This is a genomic window from Lysobacter sp. Hz25 (assembly GCF_046097045.1).
In the GTDB taxonomy this organism is placed as follows: domain Bacteria; phylum Pseudomonadota; class Gammaproteobacteria; order Xanthomonadales; family Xanthomonadaceae; genus Lysobacter; species Lysobacter antibioticus_B.
In genome coordinates, this window is record NZ_CP175666.1 from 2,164,294 (window position 1) to 2,182,877 (window position 18,584).

17 protein-coding genes are annotated in these 18,584 nt (G+C 68.4%); 2 read left to right on the forward strand and 15 right to left on the reverse strand.

What is annotated here, in order from left to right; all coding sequences use genetic code 11:
• Window positions 1-819 precede the first annotated feature (819 nt).
• The 14 genes from ACKN61_RS09205 to ACKN61_RS09270 all read right to left on the reverse strand — a co-directional run bounded on the left by ACKN61_RS09205 (window position 820) and on the right by ACKN61_RS09270 (window position 15,384).
• The gene (locus ACKN61_RS09205) at window positions 820-1,389 is read right to left on the reverse strand and encodes a DUF4166 domain-containing protein (protein ID WP_408953227.1); all 570 of its coding nucleotides are present in this window, start codon (window positions 1,387-1,389) and stop codon (window positions 820-822) included.
• Window positions 1,386-1,985 (reverse strand): ribonuclease HII, encoded by a 600-nt coding sequence (gene rnhB / locus ACKN61_RS09210; protein ID WP_408953780.1) that lies wholly within the window; start codon window positions 1,983-1,985, stop codon window positions 1,386-1,388. The genes ACKN61_RS09205 and rnhB overlap by 4 nt, the downstream gene beginning before the upstream one ends.
• Window positions 1,986-2,049: 64 nt before the next feature.
• The gene (lpxB, locus tag ACKN61_RS09215; RefSeq protein ID WP_408953228.1) at window positions 2,050-3,279 is read right to left on the reverse strand and encodes a lipid-A-disaccharide synthase; all 1,230 of its coding nucleotides are present in this window, start codon (window positions 3,277-3,279) and stop codon (window positions 2,050-2,052) included.
• Window positions 3,276-3,818: a hypothetical protein gene (locus tag ACKN61_RS09220; protein WP_408953229.1), complete on the reverse strand. Its 543-nt coding sequence runs from the start codon at window positions 3,816-3,818 to the stop codon at window positions 3,276-3,278. The genes lpxB and ACKN61_RS09220 overlap by 4 nt, the downstream gene beginning before the upstream one ends.
• 9 nt (window positions 3,819-3,827) lie before the next feature.
• Window positions 3,828-4,619, reverse strand: a complete 792-nt coding sequence (gene lpxA / locus ACKN61_RS09225; RefSeq protein ID WP_031370422.1) for an acyl-ACP--UDP-N-acetylglucosamine O-acyltransferase — start codon at window positions 4,617-4,619, stop codon at window positions 3,828-3,830.
• A gap of 4 nt (window positions 4,620-4,623) precedes the next feature.
• On the reverse strand, window positions 4,624-5,079 hold the full coding sequence (gene fabZ, locus ACKN61_RS09230; protein ID WP_031370423.1) for a 3-hydroxyacyl-ACP dehydratase FabZ: 456 nt from the start codon (window positions 5,077-5,079) through the stop codon (window positions 4,624-4,626).
• A gap of 196 nt (window positions 5,080-5,275) precedes the next feature.
• The gene (gene lpxD, locus ACKN61_RS09235) at window positions 5,276-6,295 is read right to left on the reverse strand and encodes a UDP-3-O-(3-hydroxymyristoyl)glucosamine N-acyltransferase (RefSeq protein WP_408953230.1); all 1,020 of its coding nucleotides are present in this window, start codon (window positions 6,293-6,295) and stop codon (window positions 5,276-5,278) included.
• Between the two features lie 29 nt (window positions 6,296-6,324).
• Window positions 6,325-8,799 carry an outer membrane protein assembly factor BamA gene (gene bamA / locus ACKN61_RS09240; protein ID WP_408953231.1) on the reverse strand — a complete coding sequence of 825 codons (2,475 nt, stop codon included), beginning with the start codon at window positions 8,797-8,799 and terminating at the stop codon, window positions 6,325-6,327.
• A 100-nt stretch (window positions 8,800-8,899) separates the two neighbouring features.
• A complete protein-coding gene (gene rseP / locus ACKN61_RS09245; RefSeq protein WP_408953232.1) occupies window positions 8,900-10,261 on the reverse strand; it encodes an RIP metalloprotease RseP in 1,362 nt (453 codons plus the stop codon).
• 40 nt (window positions 10,262-10,301) lie between these two features.
• Entirely contained in the window at window positions 10,302-11,513 is a 1,212-nt protein-coding gene (locus tag ACKN61_RS09250; RefSeq protein WP_408953233.1) for a 1-deoxy-D-xylulose-5-phosphate reductoisomerase, read from the reverse strand.
• Between the two features lie 229 nt (window positions 11,514-11,742).
• Window positions 11,743-12,594: a phosphatidate cytidylyltransferase gene (locus ACKN61_RS09255; RefSeq protein ID WP_031370428.1), complete on the reverse strand. Its 852-nt coding sequence runs from the start codon at window positions 12,592-12,594 to the stop codon at window positions 11,743-11,745.
• Complete coding sequence (uppS, locus tag ACKN61_RS09260; RefSeq protein ID WP_408953234.1) at window positions 12,591-13,361, reverse strand: polyprenyl diphosphate synthase; 771 nt, start codon at window positions 13,359-13,361, stop codon at window positions 12,591-12,593. The genes ACKN61_RS09255 and uppS overlap by 4 nt, the downstream gene beginning before the upstream one ends.
• Before the next feature lie 178 nt (window positions 13,362-13,539).
• The gene (gene frr / locus ACKN61_RS09265; protein WP_031370430.1) at window positions 13,540-14,097 is read right to left on the reverse strand and encodes a ribosome recycling factor; all 558 of its coding nucleotides are present in this window, start codon (window positions 14,095-14,097) and stop codon (window positions 13,540-13,542) included.
• Window positions 14,098-14,358: 261 nt separating this feature from the next.
• The gene (locus ACKN61_RS09270) at window positions 14,359-15,384 is read right to left on the reverse strand and encodes a cation diffusion facilitator family transporter (RefSeq protein ID WP_408953235.1); all 1,026 of its coding nucleotides are present in this window, start codon (window positions 15,382-15,384) and stop codon (window positions 14,359-14,361) included.
• Between the two features lie 231 nt (window positions 15,385-15,615).
• On the opposite strand from ACKN61_RS09270, the gene ACKN61_RS09275 reads away from it, so the two are divergent.
• Together ACKN61_RS09275 and ACKN61_RS09280 are read left to right on the forward strand one after the other, a co-directional pair.
• Window positions 15,616-16,002: a BlaI/MecI/CopY family transcriptional regulator gene (locus ACKN61_RS09275; protein ID WP_408953236.1), complete on the forward strand. Its 387-nt coding sequence runs from the start codon at window positions 15,616-15,618 to the stop codon at window positions 16,000-16,002.
• A 1-nt stretch (window position 16,003) separates the two neighbouring features.
• On the forward strand, window positions 16,004-17,680 hold the full coding sequence (locus ACKN61_RS09280) for a M56 family metallopeptidase (protein WP_408953237.1): 1,677 nt from the start codon (window positions 16,004-16,006) through the stop codon (window positions 17,678-17,680).
• 154 nt (window positions 17,681-17,834) lie between these two features.
• On the opposite strand, the gene pyrH is transcribed toward ACKN61_RS09280, so the two are convergent.
• Window positions 17,835-18,557: a UMP kinase gene (gene pyrH, locus ACKN61_RS09285; protein WP_408953238.1), complete on the reverse strand. Its 723-nt coding sequence runs from the start codon at window positions 18,555-18,557 to the stop codon at window positions 17,835-17,837.
• Window positions 18,558-18,584: the final 27 nt, after the last annotated feature.

Genomic DNA, 18,584 nt, shown 5'->3' on the forward strand with positions numbered 1-18,584 from the left:
GTTTTTCACGATGCGCGGCGTTTCTCACATTGCATGAGGTTGCGGTGCGGCGTGCGGCGTGCGGTTGCGCGGTCGCGGCGTGCGCCGCTCCTACCCTGGGGCAGCGTTGCCGTTGCCGTTGCTGTGCGTCGTCTCGCACTCGCGAAGGCAATGGAAGACCCGGAGGGCGGCGCGCAAGGATGCGCGCCGTTTTTCATCGGGACAGGGATGTCCCGTATGAAAAAGCCCCGCGTATGCACCGCTCGCGCGGGCTTGTGATTCAAAGCAAAAGCATTTTTCTTTGGTGACTTTCTTTTGTTGCTTTAGACAAAAGAAAGTTACCCGCCGCTTTAGTGGCGGAAGCTTTTGGCGTTTGATCTTGTTTCTTCAGAAGCCACAGGCAAGAGCAGAGCTTCCGTCCGCTGACGCGGCCGGGTTACTTTCTTTTGCTGGCCCAAAAGAAAGGTAACCAAAGAAAAGGCCTTCCTTGACGAAGCTCCCCTGCAAGCACGCAGCTCGCGCCGGGATTTTTCGATAAGACGTCCCTGTCTTATCGAAAAACGGCGCACGTCCTGTGCGCCGCCCTCCGGGTCTCCAAGTGTTCTCGCGAGTTCGGTATTGCGCCAAGCTCATCCGGCAACAGCAACAGCAACAGCAACAGCAACGGCAACGGCAACGGCAACGGCAACGGCCGGGGTAGGTCGTCGTTGCTCTTGGGTAGGAGCGGCGTAAGCCGCGACACGAAACTACGTTTGCGTCGTCGTTACGGCCGGCTCGTATCATCCGGCCGCTGAAAATCCACTGCGAACTCATTACGTCAAAGCGTGTCCGGCAGCGACATCAATCCGCCAACACAGGCTCCACACGACCGTCGTAATAGATCAACTGTCCCAGCAGTGGGAAATCGGCCTGCGAAAAAAACCGTAGGCGGCCGTCGTCGTCCTGCGCTTCCCAGGACACGATGCGCGGCCCGAGTGCGCGCGGCATCGGCAGGGGGCCGAAAGCCCAGCCGGCGAAATCCCAGTGCAATCTGCCGGCTTCGGAACGCAAGGCGAAACGAAAGCGGAAGGCGCCGAACTGCTCGGCCAGGAAGTGGCCGTCGCGGCTCGGGGCAAACGACGAAGAAAAGTCGCGTTCGCCGAAGCGGCGGTGCCAGTGCTCGCGGCCGCCGCGTTCTTCGATGCGCAAGGACACGCGCACCTCTTCGCCCGGCACCGGGAAGCCGAACCACCAGCGCACCAGTCGCGCGAGGGGATGGCCGGCGCCGCGCACCACGGCTTCGCCACGGTAATGGGCCGGGCCGCGCTGATGGAAGTCGCGTACCGCCGGGGCCAGGCCGGCGCGGGCGTCGTCGTCGAGCAGACGCGCGAATACCGGCGGCGTTGCGGCGTTGGCAAGCGGGATGCTCAAAACAGCGACAGGTTTTCGTAGGCCGTGCGCACCGGCGCGAAGCTGCGGCGGTGATGCGGGCAGGGGCCGTGTGCGCTCAATGCCGCCAGGTGCGCTGCGGTCGAGTAACCCTTGTGTTGGTCGAAACCGTATTGAGGGTAGCGCTCGTGCAGACTGCGCATCATGCGGTCGCGCGCGACCTTGGCCAGGATCGAGGCGGCCATGATCGCCGGTTCGGTGGCGTCGCCGCCGATCAGCGCTTCGCCGCGGCAGGGCAAGCCGTGGGGCAGGTGGTTGCCGTCCACGCGCACCAAGTCGGCGACCGGCGCCAGGCCGATCACCGCCCGGCGCATGCCGGTCATGGTGGCCTGGAAGATGTTGATCCGGTCGATTTCCTCGACCTCGACGAACTCGATCCGCCAGGCCAGGGCGCGTTCCAGGATCAGCGGATACAAGGCCTCGCGACGGGCCTCGCTGAGCTTCTTGGAATCGTCCAGGCCGTCGATGCGGCGGCGCGGGTTGAGGATCACCGCGGCCACCGAGACCGGCCCGGCCAGGGGGCCGCGCCCGGCTTCGTCGACCCCGGCGATCAGGCGCGGCTTGGCCCGCGCGCGCACCGGTTCGCTCGCGACGACGGCGGTGTCGGCGAGGTCGAGCGAGTCGGTGGTCACGGCGAGGGACTCATGCAGGCGCATTCTCGCCGATCAGCTCGAGCACGGCATCGGCCGCGCGCGCCGAGGCGTCGCGCTTGAGTTCGAGATGGATGCGCTGGAACTTCGGCAGCAGCGCGGCCGCGGCCTGCGGGTCGCGCAGCCAGCGCAGGCAGGCGCCGGCCAGGTTCTCAGGGGTGCAGTCGTGCTGCATCAGTTCGGGCACGACGGCTTCGCCGGCGAGTACGTTCGGCAAGGCGTAGTGGTCGACCTTGAGCATGCCCAGGCGCTTGACCACGGCATAGGTCAGCGGCGCGACCTTGTAGCCGACCACCATCGGCCGCTTGGCCAGCATGGCTTCGAGGGTGGCGGTGCCGGAGGCGAGCAGCACCGCGTCGCTGGCGACCATCACCGTGCGCGCGCCGCGGTCGACGATGCGCAGGGCGCGGCGCAGGCGTTCGCCGTCGGGATGTGCGGCGAGGATGCGCTCGAAGGCGGCGCGCGAGGGGGCGTTGGCCATCGGTGCGACGATGCTCAGGCGCGGCTCGGCGGCCAGCACCAGCGCGGCGGCAGCGAGGAAATCGCCGGCCAGGCGTTCGATCTCGCCGACCCGCGAACCCGGCAGCATCGCCAGCACCGGCGCCTCGTCGTCGAGACCGAGGTTCATGCGCGCTTCGTCGCGGTCGGGGTGGATCGGCATTTCGTCGGCGAGCGGATGGCCGACGAAGCGCGCGTTGACCTCGTGCCTGGCGTAGATCGGCGGTTCCATCGGGAACAGGCACAGCACCCGGTCGGCGCTGCGGCCGATCTTCTCGGCGCGCTTCTCGCGCCAGGCCCAGACCGAGGGGCTGACGTAGTGCACGGTGCGTACGCCGCGCTGCTTGAGCCAGCGCTCGACGCCGAGGTTGAAGTCGGGCGCGTCGATGCCGATGAAGGCGTCGGGCTTCCAATCGCGGATGCGCTGGCGCACGTCGCGGCGCAGGCGCAGCAGGCGCGGCAGGTGCTTGAGCACTTCCGACAGGCCCATCACCGCCAGTTCGTTGGCGTCGAACCAGGTGTCCATGCCGGCCGCCCGCATCTGCTCGCCGCCGATGCCGACGAACTCGGCGCCCGGATGGCGGCGCTTGAGTTCCTCGATGAGGCCGGCGCCGAGCAGGTCGCCGGAGGCTTCGCCGGCGATCAGGGCGAAACGCAGCGGCGGCGGGGGCGGGGCGGGGAAGATTTGGTCGATCGGAGCGGGGGCGGGCGCGGCGGCATTCATCGGGGGAAAGGGCGCTCTTGGGAGTGACGTTCCTGGAAGTGACGCTCCAGTTCGAGCCGGTACTGGGTCCGATCGAACACGAACCGCAGCGGAGCGGCGGGAGAGAGCGAGGACGGCGCCGCATTCTCTTCCTGAACATTCTCGCCCGAATCCGGCCCGGACATGGGGCCATCATCGTCCTCCAGGGTCACTTGCTGCCAAACGACGTGATCGCCATCAAATTCCAGGACGCAGGAAATCACCCCGCAGTAGTCGCTGCCGCAGTGGCAGCGGTAGAGCACCAGCCGACCCGAGCCGAGCTGGTTGTGCGCCGGTTGCAGTCCGAGGAACGCGGCGCGGCCGCGTTCGGCCAGCGCCGGCGGCAAGGCGGGATCCAGGTCGGTATCGCTGTTGCTCAAATCGCGCGACAGGCCGAGCCAGTGCGCGAGCGGACGTTCGTCGATGAAGAGTTCGGCGACTTCGGCCTGGCGCAGCGCACCGTCGATGTCGCAGGCGACGACGGTCCGGCCGATGCGCAGGCGCTGGATCGTCGCGGCCATTCCGGCGTCTCAGCGCAGCAGCGGGCGGTCGCCGTTGCCGATGAAGTCGAGCAGGGCGCGCACGTCGGCGCTGCTCTCGGCGATCTCGTCGAGCTTGCCGCGCGCTTCCTCGAGCGAGGCGCCGGACACGTACAGCGCGCGGTAGGCGCGCTTGATCGCGCCGATGCGCTCGGCGTCGAAGCCGCGGCGCTTGAGGCCTTCGCTGTTGATGCCGCGCGGCCGACCGTAGCCGTCCTGGGCGACCATCACGAACGGCGGCACGTCGCCGTTGACCAGGGCGCCCATGCCGATGAAGGCGTGCGCGCCGATCCGGCAGAACTGATGCACGCCGGCGAAGCCGCTCATGATCACCTGGTCTTCGACGGTGACGTGGCCGGCCAGGGTCGAGTTGTTGGAGAACACGCACTGGTTGCCGATATGGCAGTCGTGGGCGACGTGGGTATAGGCCAGCAGCCAGTTGCCGTCGCCGATGCGGGTGATGCCGCCGCCGTTGCCGGTGCCGCGGTTGACGGTGACGAACTCGCGGAACACGTTGTCGTCGCCGATGACCAGCTCGGTGCGCTCGCCGGCGAACTTCTTGTCCTGCGGGTCGCCGCCGATCGCGCACTGGGCGTAGAAGCGGTTGCCGCGGCCGATCCGGGTCGGGCCATGGACCACGCAGTGCGGGCCGAACACGGTGCCGTCGCCGACTTCGACCTCGGCGCCGATGTAGCAGAACGGACCGACCACGACGCCGTCGCCGAGAACGGCGCCGGCCTCGACGAAGGCGGTGGGGTGGATCGTGTGGGTCGTGGCGCTCATCGCGTCACTCCTTGACCTCGGCGCAAAGGATCTCCGCGCACGCGGCCTGCTGGCCGTCGACGCGGGCGATACCGGTGTACATCGCCATGTTGCGAATGGTGCGCTTGAGGGTGACCTCCAGCTCGAGCTTGTCGCCCGGCGAGACCATGCGCGAGAAACGAGCGCCGTCGATCTTGACCAGGTAGAACAGCCGGCCTTCGGCTTCGCCGCCATGCGAGAGCTGGGTGAGAATGCCGCCGACCTGGGCCAGGGCTTCGATCACGAGCACGCCCGGCATGACCGGGTTGTTGGGGAAGTGGCCGTTGAAGAAGGGCTCGTTGCAACTCACGTTCTTGTAGGCGAGCACGCGTTTGTGCGCCTCGAACTCGACCACGCGGTCGACCAGCAGGAACGGGTATCGGTGCGGCAGCAGCTTCTGGATCGCCGTCACGTCGAGCGGGAGTTGCAGGGTCTGGCTCATCTTCTTGGTTCGTCCGTTATGCGCGTCCTGCGCGTTGAATCCGCCTTCCCTGTGCGGCCCCATCGTTGATTGGCTTGGATCGGCTGGCCGCTGGCGAACCGCGACAGCCGTGCCATTGTCCCGCAGTTTCCGCCCGCGGTGGAGCGGCGCCGTATGGTGCCCCGCGCCTAAGCGAACCGAATCGAAGCGCGCCGGCTCAGCCGTCCTCGCGGCCGCGCGGGGTGCGCCGGGCGATCGCGTCGAGCTGCTTGAAGCGCGCGGCGTTCTTGCGCCAGCTGCGGTTGTCCATCAGCGGCGTCCCGGAGGAGTACTCGCCGGGTTCGCGGATCGAGCTGGTGACCAGGCTCATCGCGGTGATCACGACCTTGTCGCAGACCTCCAGGTGGCCGAGCACGCCGGCGCCGCCGCCGATCAGGCAATAGCGGCCGATCTTGGCGCTGCCGGCCGCGGCCGAGCAGCCGGCCATCGCGCTGTGGGCGCCGATATGCACGTTGTGGCCGATCTGGATCTGGTTGTCGAGGCGTACGTCTTCCTCGAGCACGGTGTCTTCGATGGCGCCGCGGTCGATGGTGGTGTTGGCACCGATCTCGCAATCGTCGCCGATCGACACGCCGCCGAGCTGGGGCACCTTGAGCCAGCGGCCGGCTTCCATCGCCAGGCCGAAGCCGTCGGCGCCGAGCACCGCGCCGGGATGGATCAGCACGCGTTGGCCGAGACGCACGCGGGTCACCAGGGTCACCCGCGCGACCAGTTCGCTGCCGGCGCCGACCACGCAGTCGTCGCCGATCACGCAGCCCGGGCCGACGATCGCGCCGGCGTCGACGCGGCTGCGCGCGCCGATGCTGACGAAGGGGCCGATATGAGCGGTGGCGGAGACCTCGGCGCTGGCATCGATCGCCGCGGAGGCGTGGATGCCGGGCTCGCGCAGCGGGCGCGGCTCGAACAGGGCCGAGATCTTGGCGAAGGCGGAGTAGGGATCGCGCGCGATCAGCGCGGTGCCGGCGTAACCGACGGCATCGTCCTCGCGCATGACCACGATGCCGGCCTGGCTGGCCGCCAGTTGCGCGCGGTATTTCGGGTTGGCGAGAAAGGCGAGCTGGTCCGGGCCGGCCTTGGCCAGGGTGCCGACGCCGCCGACCTCGGTGGCGCCGTCGCCGTGCAGGCCGAGCGCGTAACGCTCGGCCAGGGCCTGGGCCGTGTAGCGGGTGCTGTCCACGATGCGGGCGGCGGTCGTCGCAGCTGCGATCAGAACGTGCCGCCGAAGGTGAACTGCAGGCGTTCCAGTTCGTCGCCGCGGTCGAGCTGAGTCTTGCCGTCGGCGCTGTAGGTCGGGCCCTGCTTCTTGAACGGGAAGGCGTAGCTGATCGAGATCGGGCCCATCGGCGAGCGCCACATCATCGCCACGCCGGCCGATGCGCGCAGTTCGCCGGCGTCGAAGTCGTCGTAGCTCTTGTAGACGCTGCCGAAGTCGACGAAGGCCGAGATGCGTGCCGCCGGGGTGTCGAGCAGGGTCGGGAAATACATTTCCAGCGAACCGGTGGTCTTGAACGCGCCGCCGAGCGGCTGGGTGTAGCTGCCGCCCGAGAGCGAGGCCTGGCGCGGGCCGAGCGTGTTGTCGGTGAAGCCGCGCACCGAGCGCACGCCGCCGGCGTAGAAGTTCTCGAAGAAGGGCAGGCCGGTCGCGGTGATGGTTTCCGGCGGCAACGGGCCGTCCGGGCCGTCGCGGTCGATGACCCGGCTGATGTCCTTGCCGTAGCTGTCGCCGTAACCGAGCTCGGTGCGGGTGTTGAGCACCAAGTGGCGCGACAGCGGCCAGAACTTGGAGAAGTTGTAGTTGATCTTGTAGTACTCGACCGTCGAGCCCGGCAGGGTCGCTTCGATCCACACGCGCTGCTGGGTGCCGGCGGTCGGCGTCAGCGCATGGTTGAGGCTGTTGCGGCCCCAGCCGACCTGGGCGCGCCAGGCGTGGAAGGTGCGGCGGCCGAGCGCGTCGAGGTAGTCGACGATGCTCGGCGGCGTGACCGTGCGGCCGATCAGGATCTCGTTGCTGTCGATGCCGAGCATGCCGGTGATCGAGTCGGTCTCGGTCAGCGGAATGCCGAGCACGACCTGGCCGATGCCGCTGGTGGTCGAATACTGGGCGGTGTTGAAGTCGGAGTAGTCCAACTCGCGCCAGGACACGTTGTAGCCCAGCGAGACGCCGTCGTCGGTGAAATAGGGGTTGGTGTAGGAGAAGTCGTAGCGCTCTTGGTAGTAGCTGCGCTGCGCCTGCACCGACACGCGGTTGCCGCTGCCGAGGAAGTTGTTCTGCGACAGCTGCACCTGGGTGGTCAGCTTGCCGAGCTGGGAATAGCCCAGGCCGAACACGAAGCTGCCCGAGGTGGTTTCCTTGAGGTTGTAGACCACGTCGACCTGGTCGTTGGTGCCAGGCACCGGCTTGCTCTCGACGTCGACGTTCTCGAAATAACCCAGGCCCTGCAGACGGATCTTGGAACGGTCGATCGCGGCCTGCGAATACCACGCGCCTTCGAACTGGCGCATTTCGCGGCGCAACACTTCGTCGCCGGTGCGGGTGTTGCCCTGGAAGATCACCCGGCGCACGTTGACGCGCGGGCCCGGCACCACCTGCATGTTGATGCCGACGGTCTTGTTTTCGCGGTTGACGTCCGGGATCGGATTGACCTGGGCGAAGGCGTAGCCGACGTTGCCGAGCGAGGCGGTGATCGCTTCCGAGCTCACCTCGAGCAGGCGGCGCGAGAAGATCTGCTCGGGCTTGACGATGACCAGCTTCTCGACCTGCTCCTTCGGCAGGATCGTGTCGCCGGTGACCTGCACGCTGGAGACCTTGTACTGGTCGCCCTCGGTGAGACCGGCGGTCAGGAACATGTCCTGGCGGTCCGGGCTGATCGCGACCTGGGTCGAGTCGATGCTGAAATCGACGTAGCCGCGGTCGAGGTAATAGGAGTTGAGCTTTTCCAGATCGCCCGACAGCTTCTCGCGCGAGTACTGGTCGTCGCGGCGGTACCAGCTGAGCCAGTTGTGTTCGCGCGATTCCCAGCCGTCGAGGATGTCCTTCTGCTCGAACTTGTCGTTGCCGACCAGGTTGATGTGGCGGATCTTCGCGGCCTTGCCTTCCTTGACGGTGATCGTCAGGTCGACGCGGTTGCGGTCCAGGCGCGCCACCGTCGGGGTGATCTCGACGTTGTACTTGCCGCGGTTGTTGTACTGGCGGCTGAGATCCTGGGTGACCTTGTCGAGGGCGAGGCGGTCGAAGGTTTCGCCTTCGGCCAGGCCGATTTCCTTCAGGCCCTTGAGCAGGTCTTCGCTCTTGATGTCCTTGTTGCCGGTCAGGGTCAGCTTGTTGATCGCCGGACGCTCGGTCACGGTGACCACGAGGATGTTGCCCTGGCGGTCCAGGTGCACGTCCTCGAAGAAGCCGGTCTTGTACAGGGCGCGGATGGCGTCGCCGGCCTTGGCCGAGTCCATCGTGTCGCCGCGCTCGACCGGCAGGTAAGTAAAGACGGTGCCGGCGGAGATGCGCTGCAGGCCGTCGATGCGGATGTCGCTGACGGTGAACGAGCCCGGGGCCGGGGTGTTCGGCGTGCTGCCGCCGAGGGCGAACGGATCGGCCGACTGCGCCAACGCGGGAATCACCGGGGCCGAGGTCATTGCCGTGGCAAGGGCGAGGGCGAGCAGGCGGCGATTAGGAGTTCGCGTCATCATTACGTCCGTTTGGGGCATTGGATGCCGGCGATCGCGGGCATCGGTCGAAAGTGCGGCAGGGTGAGGGCAAAGCGTTCGTTCGAGCGTCAGGCCGGCATCAGCGCACCAGGTTGTTCAAGATGTCGTTGTAGAACGCCAGGCCCATCAGGCTCGCGATCAACGCCAGGCCCACGAAATGCCCGGCCGCCATGACGCGTTCGCTGACCGGACTGCCTTTGACCAGCTCGATAAGGTAATACAGCAGGTGTCCGCCGTCCAAGATCGGGATCGGCAGCAGGTTCAGGATTCCCAGGCTCAGCGACAGCATCGCCAGCAACTGCAGGTACCAGGCCGGACCGTTGCTGGCGTAGGCGTTGGCGGCGCGGCCGATGGTCACCGGGCCGGCGACGGTGTTCTGGATCGAGACCCGGCCGGTGAACGCGCGCCCAATCATCGCGAACAATTGCTCGGCCTGGTGCACGCCTTCGCGCAGCGCCGCGGGCACCGCGTCGATCGGGCCGTAGCGCAGCACGGCGTCGCGCTTGGGCGGCGCGGTCGCGGCCGAGGTCAGGCCCAGGCCCCAGTATTCTTCGCCGTCGGGCTTCTTCAGGCGGGCCGGGGTGATCTCCAGGGCGAGGCGGTCGCCGTTGCGGGCCACTTCGATCATGGCGTTGCCGCCGCGCTTGCCCAGGCGGGTCACCGCCGCGGCCATGTCTTCCCAGTCGCCGACCGGGTCGCCGTCGAGCGCGGTGACGCGGTCGCCCTCGGCGAGCACGCCCCAGGCCGGGGAGTCGGGCGCGATGCGGCCGATCAGGGCCGGGCGCAGCTCGTGGCGTCCGCTCAGGCCGATGACTTCGACCGAGCGGCGTTCGTCGAACTTGGCCGGCAGGCGCGACAGGCGCAGTTCGCGGGTCGCCGGAGCGCCGTTCTCCGCACGCACCCGCACCGCCACGTCCTGGTGGTCGAGCGCGTAGGGGATCAGCGCCATGTGCACCTCGCTCCAGGTCGGCGTCTGCCGGTCGCCGATCTGCAGCACGGTGTCGCCGCGGCGCAGGCCGGCTTCGGCGGCAATGCCGGTGGCGTTGCCGACCACCGGGGCGAAATCGGGGCGTCCGATCACGAACATGCCCCACAGCAGCATCACGCACAGGATCAGGTTGGCGGCCGGGCCGGCCACGACGATGGCGATGCGCTGCCAGACCGGCTTGCGGTTGAAGGCCTGCGGGGCGAGCGCTTCGCTGATCTCGTATTCGCGCTCGTCGAGCATCTTGACGTAGCCGCCGAGCGGGATGCGCGCGATGACGTACTCGGTGCCGTCGCGGCCCTTGCGCAGCCACAGCGGCTTGCCGAAACCGATCGAGAAGCGCAGCACCTTGACGCCACAGCGCCGCGCGACCCAGAAATGGCCGAATTCATGGATCGTGACCAGCACGCCGAGGCTGATGATCAGCCACCACAACGAACCCAGGACTTCACTCATGGCCGCCTCCGCATCGCTGTCCTGCCGTGGTCGCCATGATTCAGGCCCTGTGGCCGATCGCTTGTTCGGCATGGCGACGGGCCAGGGCATCGGCCTCGCGCAGCACCGCCAAGGAACTGGCCGGGATGGTCGGGAGCGCGGCGAGTGTGTCTTCGACCAGCGCGGGTATCGCTAGGAAACCGATTCGCCGCTGAAGAAAGGCTGAAACGGCCACTTCGTTAGCGGCGTTCAGCACCGCCGGGGTGGTGCCGCCCGCGGCCAGGGCTTCGAAGGCCAGACGCAGGCAGGGGAAGGCGTCCAGATCGGGGCGTTCGAAATCGAGGCGGCCGTGGGCCAGCAGGTCGAGCCCGGCCACGCCCGAGTCGATCCGCTCCGGCCAGCCGAAACCGACTGCGAGGGCGGTGCGCATGTCCGGCAAACCGAGCTGGGCCAAGGTCGAGCCGTCGACGAATTCGACCAGCGAATGGACCAGGCTCTGCGGGTGCACCAGCACCTCGATGCGTTCGCCCTCGATCCCGAACAGATGGTGGGCTTCGATGACTTCCAGACCCTTGTTCATCAGCGTGGCCGAGTCGACCGAGATCTTCGGCCCCATCGACCATTTCGGGTGCGCCACGGCCTGTTCCGGGGTGACCTGGGTCAGTTCGGAACGTGTACGGCCACGGAACGGCCCGCCCGAGGCGGTCAGCAGGATGCGCTTGAGGCCGGCATGGGCGCGGGCGTAGGGCAGGCCGCCGGACTGCGCCGGCGCGGCCGGCGGCAGGCACTGGAAGATGGCGTTGTGCTCGCTGTCGATCGGCACGATGCAGGCGCCGGCTTCGTGCGCGGCGTGCATCAGCAGCTCGCCGGCGAGGACCAGCGACTCCTTGTTGGCCAGCAGCAGGCGCTTGCCGGCGCGGGCCGCGGCCAGGGTCGAGGACAAGCCGGCGGCGCCGACGATCGCCGCGACCACGGTGTCGCAGACGTCCGACGAGACCAGCTCGACCAGGGCTTCGTCGCCGCAATGAGCCTGTGCCGACAGGCCGCGCTCGCGCAGGCCGTCGCGCAAGGCGGCATAGCCGGCCGGGTCGGCGATCACCGCGTGCTCGGGGCGATGCTGTTCGCACAGGGCCAGCAAGGCGTCGACCTTGCCGCCGGCGGCGAGCACGCTGGCGCGCAACGCTTCGGGATGGCGGGCGATCACGTCGAGCGCGGACGTGCCGATCGAACCGGTGGCGCCGAGCACGGCGACCTTGCGGGAGAGGGAGGTCATGCGCGGGCGCTCGCGTGGAAGGGGCTGCCTGGTGCGGTCGCGAGGAGCGCCGGGGGATAAGCAAATCCCCCTCGGTCCCCCTTTTGCAAAGGGGGAAGACAAGCAGGCCAGCTCATCGAGTGAAGGTCAGCGGGCGGCGCGGCTTCGGCCACACCCTCGGTTTCTCCCCCCTTTGCAAAAGAGGGGCAGGGGGGATTTGCTTCTACCCGGCAGACCCGCGTACTCATCATCAGAACCCGAAGATCGCCTTGCCGAGGGCGAACACCGGCAGCGCGGCGAGCACGCCGTCGATGCGGTCGAGGATGCCGCCGTGGCCAGGAATCAGGTGACCCGAATCCTTTACCCCGGCGTGGCGCTTGAGCAGGCTCTCGAACAGGTCGCCGACCACCGAGAACAGCACCGCCGCCAGCGAGACGACCGCGACCCACGGCAATTGCGCCGTGGTCGCGCCGGCCAGCAGCGAGAAACCGACGCCGGCGGCGACGCCGGCGAAGGCGCCGCCGATCAGGCCTTCGACGGTTTTGTTGGGGCTGACCCGCGGGGCGAGCTTGAGCATGCCGAACTTGCGTCCGGCGAAGTAGGCGCCGGTGTCGGCGGCCCAGACCACGGCCAGCGCGGTCAGCAGCCACCAGTGGCCGTTGCTGCCCTCGGCATGGATCCAGGCCAGCGCGCACCAGGCCGGAATCACGCTCAGCGCCGCGGCGGCGAGCTTGAACATCCGCGCGTAGGTGCGGTGGTCGCTGGCGAAGTCGAAGCGCTGCAGCCACAGCAGGGCCAGCAGCCACCAGATCACGCCGATCAGCGAAGCCAGTTTGAACAGCACCATCGACGGCGCCTGGGCGCCGCCGAAACCGCCCGAGCGCGACGCCCAGACGATGGTGACCATCAGGGCCAGGTGGGCGACCAGCAGCACGGTGCGCGACAAGGTGTCTTCGATCTCGGCCAGATCGAACCATTCCCACAGCCCGGCGAGGAACAGGACGGCGGCCACCGCGATCATCCACGGCGTCGGCAGCAGCAGGATCGCCGCGATCGCGACAGGCGCCATCACCAGCGCGGCGAGCAAGCGGGTTCGGGTCATTCAACGGTCTCGTTGGACAGGGCGGCGGCGACTTGCGACCCGGTCAGGCCGAAACGGCGTTCGCGGTTGCCGTAATCGTCGAGGGCGCGTTGCAGGGTCGTCGCGTCCAGTTCCGGCCACAACAACTCGGTGAACCACAATTCGGTATAGGCCAGCTGCCACAGCAGGAAATTGCTGATGCGGGTGTCGCCGCCGGTGCGGATGAACAGGTCCGGCGCCGGCAGATCGGCCAGCGACAGGCGCGAGGCGATCAGCATCTCGTCGATCTCGTCCGGCGCCAGGCGGCCGGCGGCGACGTCGGCGGCCAGCGAACGCGCCGCCTGGGCGATGTCCCAACGCCCGCCGTAGCTCGCGGCGACGGTCAGGTGCAGGGTGTCGTTGTTGCGGGTCTGCTGCTCGGCGGCGGCCATGCGTTCGCGGATTTTTTCCGAGAAGCGCTCGCGCTCGCCGATGAAGCGCACGCGCACACCGCGACGGTGCAGTTCCTCGACCTCGCGCTCGAGCGCGTTGAGGAACAGCTTCATGAGCGCGCCGACTTCGTCTTCGGGGCGGCCCCAGTTTTCGCTCGAGAAAGCGAACAGGGTCAGCGCCTCGATGCCGCGGGCGATGCAGAAATCGATGCAGATGTTGACCGTGCGCGCGCCGGCGCGGTGGCCGATGATGCGCGGCCGGCGGCGGCGTTCGGCCCAGCGCCCGTTGCCGTCCATGATGACAGCCAGGTGGCGCGGGATGCGTGCGGGCGCGGTGGGTGCGGGCTCGTTGGGCATGGCGCCGATGATGTTGACCTTGGAAGCGGGAGGGGCATCCGGAAGCGGGGCTCCGGCGACGATGGATCCCGTCCGGGACCCAGTGCTGACCCGTGCGATCGGCAGAAAGTTCAGTGCGCGATCGTCCAGGAACTGCGGCGATCGATTCGGACCGCCGCCCAGGGACTGCGGCGGCCGGTCAGACCGCCATCAATTCCTGTTCCTTCGCCTTGACCACGCCGTCGACGTCCTTGATCGCGCTGTCGGTGACCTTCTGGATGTCGTCCTCGTAGCGGCGCAGCTCGTCCTCGGTGATCTTCTTGTCCTTCAGCAGTTCCTTTGCCTGGGTGTTGGCGTCGCGGCGGATGTTGCGGATCGCGACCTTCGCGTTCTCGCTCTCGCTGTGTACGACCTTGGTCAGTTCCTTGCGGCGTTCTTCGGTCAGCGCCGGCAGGTTGATGCGGATGACGGTGCCGGCGGTGTTCGGGGTCAGGCCCAGGTCGGAGGCGAGGATGGCCTTCTCGACCGCGCCGACGATCTGCTTTTCCCACGGGGTGATGGTCAGGGTGCGCGCATCGGAGACCGCGACGCTGGCGACCTGGTTCAGCGGCATCTCGGAACCGTGATAGTTCACCTTCAGGTGATCGACCAGCGCGGCCGAGGCGCGCCCGGTGCGGACCTTGGTCAGGTCGTGGCGAAAGGCTTCGACGCTCTTGGCCATGCGGTTCTGTGCGTCTTTCTTGATTTCATTGAGCATTCGCCGGCTCCGGTCCTGTGGCGGTAATCGCGGGATTATATGGGCTCGGGCGGGTTTTGCGGACCGAACGCCGCCGCGGCGGCCGTCGGGATGGGCCGAGGCCAGCGCGGTTTAGGCTGTTTTGCGCGGCCATGGCGCGCGCCGGTGCACGGCTGCGCACAGGACTGCGTCACGGTTTGCGGCCGGGCAAATGCGAAGTTTTCGTTATCCTGCGCCGCCTGCCGCGCCGGCCGCGGTTTTCGCTGCAACGCAGCATGAACCCTAGTGGCCGTGCGAGTGGCCGTGGCCGTGCGTATGCCGATGCTCCTCGTCGCCTTGTTCGTGGCCGTGCCTGTGTTCGTGCTCGTGCTCGTGGCCGTGATGATCGTTATGGTCATGGCCGCCGGCGCCGTGCGGCGCGCGATCGTGGCGGTCGTGCTCGCAGGCGCGGCCGTGCTCGACCTGCAGGGTCGGGTGGTTGATGCCGAAGCGCAGGTCGAGTTCTCGGTTGAGGCGATCGATGAAGACGTCGTGGTCGCGATCGTCGGGGCGCACGATGTGCGCGGTCATGGCGATTTCGCCGGCGCCGAGCGACCAGATGTGCAGATGGTGGATCGCCTCCACGCCCGGTTGCGCGCGCAGCAGGCTCTCGACTTCGGCGCGGTCGACGCCGCGCGGCACCGCGTCCATCGCCGCGTTGAAGCTCTCGCGCAGCAGGCCGAAGGCGCCGATCGCGACCACCGCGCCGATCAGCAGGGCGATGGCCGGGTCGAGCCAGGCCCAACCGGTGAACCACATGCCGGCGCCGGCCAGGACCGCGGCCAGCGACACGGCCGCATCGGCCATCAGATGCAGGAAGGCGCCGCGGCGGTTGAGGTCGTGGTCGTGGCCGTCGCGTACCAGCCAGGCCGCGCCGAGATTGACCGCGATGCCGAGCGCCGCCACCAGCATCACCGGCAGGGCCGGGATCTCCGGCGGCGCGTTGAAGCGGCGGATCGCCTCCCAGCCCAGGGCGCCGGAAAAACCGACCAGCAGCAGGGCGTTGGCGAGCGGCGAGAGCAGGGTTGCGCGCCGCCAGCCGTAGGTGTGGCGCGCGGTCGGCGCGCGCCGCGCCAGCACCGCCGCTCCCCAGGCCAGACCCAGCCCGAGCACGTCGCCCAGGTTGTGCAGGGCGTCCGACAGCAGGGCCAGCGAATTGGTCATGAAGCCATAGCCGGCTTCGAGAATCGTGTAGGCCAGGTTGATCAGGGTCACCGCGGCGAAGGCGCGGGTGCCGCTGGGGCCGTGATGATGGCTGTGCGAGTGCATGGACGAATGCTGTCACGGCCCGCGCCGTGAACACTATTACAGCCCCGGCCGGGTGCGGGCGGAAGCTCGATGGCCGTCGCAGAAGCCCTTATCCGCTCTGGTCTTGCGCTTGCCGTGCGCCGGCCGGTCATGACTTCCGACACCCTTGACTACGTCTGTAGTCATGGCAACCATGCCTACACATGTAGTCATGGCTGGCCATGACCCCGGCAGGCGAGCGCAAGGAGCCTCATGAACCGCAAATCCATCGGCGACCAGGAACTGGCGTTGCTGCAGTACATCGACGAGAACGCCAATGCCACGGTCGGCGAAGTCGCCGCCGCCTACGGCGAACCGCGCGGGCTGGCGCGTTCGACCGTGCTGACGATGATGGAACGCCTGCGGGCGAAGTCGTATCTGCGCCGGCGCAAGCTCGGCGGCGTGTACCGCTATGCCAGTGCGACCGCGCCCGACGACGTGATGCGCTCGGCGGTCGGCAAGTTCGTCGCCAACACCCTGCAGGGATCGCTGTCGCCGTTCGTGGCCTGGATGTCGGAACGCACCGAGGTCAGCGACGAGGAACTGGCCGAACTCGAAAGCCTGGTCGCCGACCTGCAGTCGCGCCGCAAGGAGAGCTGAGATGAGTCTGCCCTCGATCGATCTGTCCTTCGTCGCCGACACGCTGCTGCCGCGCCTGGCCGCGGCCAGCCTGCAGTCCTTGCTGCTGGTCGCCGCGGTATGGGCGCTGTGCCGCTACGTGCCGCGCCTGAGCGCTTCGGTGCGCTGCCGGCTGTGGTGGCTGGCGGCGTTGCAATTGCTGGTCGGCGTGCTGTGGCCGACGCCGCTGGTCCTGCCGCTGTTGCCGGAATCCTTCGGCAGCCTGATCGCCGACGCGCCGTCGGCCACGGCGATGCCGTTGTCGGCGCGCCTGCCGTTCGTGATGGCCGGCGGCGACGCCCCCACGGCATCGCTGGCCGATGCTGCGATCGGCAGCGTCTGGCCGTCGTGGACTTCGTTACTGGCCGGGATCTGGCTGTTTGCTCTCAGTGCCGTGCTCACTGCGAACCTGCGCGCTTTCCTCGACACGCGCCGTCGCATCGCGCGTTCCTCGGCGGGCGTGCCGCTGCCGGTGGCGCAGGCCTATCGCCGGCTCGGCGACAGTCTCGGCCTGCGGCGTTTGCCCGAGCTGCGCCTGTCGGCGGAGATCGAATCGCCGCAACTGCTCGGCCCGTGGCCTGCGGTGGTGCTGTTGCCGCAGCACCGCATCGCCTCGATGAGCGCCGGCGAACTCGACATGGCCCTGCACCACGAACTGGTCCATCTGCGCCGTCGCGATCTGTGGTGGGGCTGGGTGCCGGCCCTGGCCCAGCAGTTGTTCTTCTTCCATCCGCTCGCTCATCTGGTCGCACGCGAGTACTCGCTGGCGCGCGAGGCCGCCTGCGATGCGGCGGTGCTCGACAGCCGCCGCTACACGCCGCAGGACTACGGCCGCCTGTTGGTGCGCCTGGGCGTGGCGCCGCGTCCGCAGGCCGGGCTCGCCAGCGCTTCGCCTACCTATCTGATCCTCAAGAGGAGATTGACCATGCTGCAAGACGCTGCTCCTGCCTCCCGCCTGCTCGCCTTGAGCCTGACCGCGACGATCGCGCTGTTCGGCCTGACGCCGTACCGGATCGCCGCCGCGGACGCGCCCAAACGCACCCTGTCCACCATCGATCGCGGCAACGGCGAAACCCGCATCACCGAACTCGGCGCCGGCGCCGAGCCGCAGCGCTGGGCGGTGCGCGGCGATCGTTACTACCGCATCGACCAGGCCGGCGGCTACCACGAGGTGAGCGACTCGGCGACGCGCGAACGGCTGCGCCAGCGCATGCGCGAATCGCGCGAGGCCGCGGTCGCCGCCGAACAGGCGACGCGCGAGGCGGCCGTCGCGGTCGCCGAAGGCGCGCGTGCGGCGGAGGAGGGACGGCGCGCAGCGGAAGAAGGGCGTCGTGCCGCGGCGGAGGGACGGCGTGCGGCGGAGGAAGCCCGTCGCGAGGCCGAGCTGGGCCAGCGCGCAGCGGAGGACGCCCGGCGCGAGGCGGAGAAGAGCCGGCGCGAGGCCGAGCGGGCGCGAGCGCAGGCTCAGCGCGATGCCGTGCAGGCCCGGGTGCAGGCGCGCGATGCGATAGGCGAACACGGCGAGGCCGAACAGATGGCGGCGCAGGCCCGGCTTACCGCCGACTTGGCGCTGCGCCAGACCGCCGAGGCGACGCGTGCCGCCGTCGAGGTTGCCCGCGAGGTGGCCGAGGCCACTCGCGAACTCGGCGAGGAAGGCTGACCCCGATCCGCGTTTGGACTTCGCTGGCCGGCCTGAAACGCATGTGGTCGCCATGACATGCGAACGGGCGGCTGAAATGCAGGCGCCCCCTACGATATGAAAACGGCCGCCCAAGGGCGGCCGTTGCAGTCGTCGCGTTAAGTCGCGGCAGGGCTCAGTTGCGGCCCTTGACCAGGGTGCCGATGTTCTCGCCGCGCAGGATCTTCAGCAGCACACCGGGCTGGCCCATGTCGAAGATGCGCAGCGGCAGTTCGCTGTCGCGGCACAGCGCGAACGCCGCGGTGTCCATGACCTGCAGGTCGCGGGTGATGACGTCGTCGTAGGTGAGCTTGTCGAAGCGGACCGCGTCGCTGTGCTTCTTCGGGTCCTTGTCGTACACGCCGTCGACCTTGGTCGCCTTCAGCAACAGGTCGGCGCCGATCTCGATCGCGCGCAGCGCGGCGCCCGAATCGGTGGTGAAGAACGGGCTGCCGACGCCGGCGGCGAAGATCGCCAGGCGGCCTTTTTCGAGGTGGCGGATGGCGCGGCGACGGATGTAGTCCTCGCACACGTCGTTGATCTTGATCGCGCTCATCACCCGCACCTTGGCGCCGAGCTTCTCGAGCGAATCCTGCATCGCCAGGGCGTTGATGACGGTGGCGAGCATGCCCATCTGGTCGCCGGTGACCCGGTCCATGCCGCCGGCGGCGAGGCCGGCGCCGCGGAAGATGTTGCCGCCGCCGATCACCAGCGCGATTTCCGCGCCGGCCTGCTGGACTTCGATGACTTCGCGGGCGAGGCGGCCGATCACCTTGGGATCGATGCCGTAGTCCTCGTCCCCCATCAACGCCTCGCCGGAAAGTTTCAACAGGACACGGCGATAGGCGAGCTGGGACATGGGGCATTCTCGGGGAGGCGGGCAGCG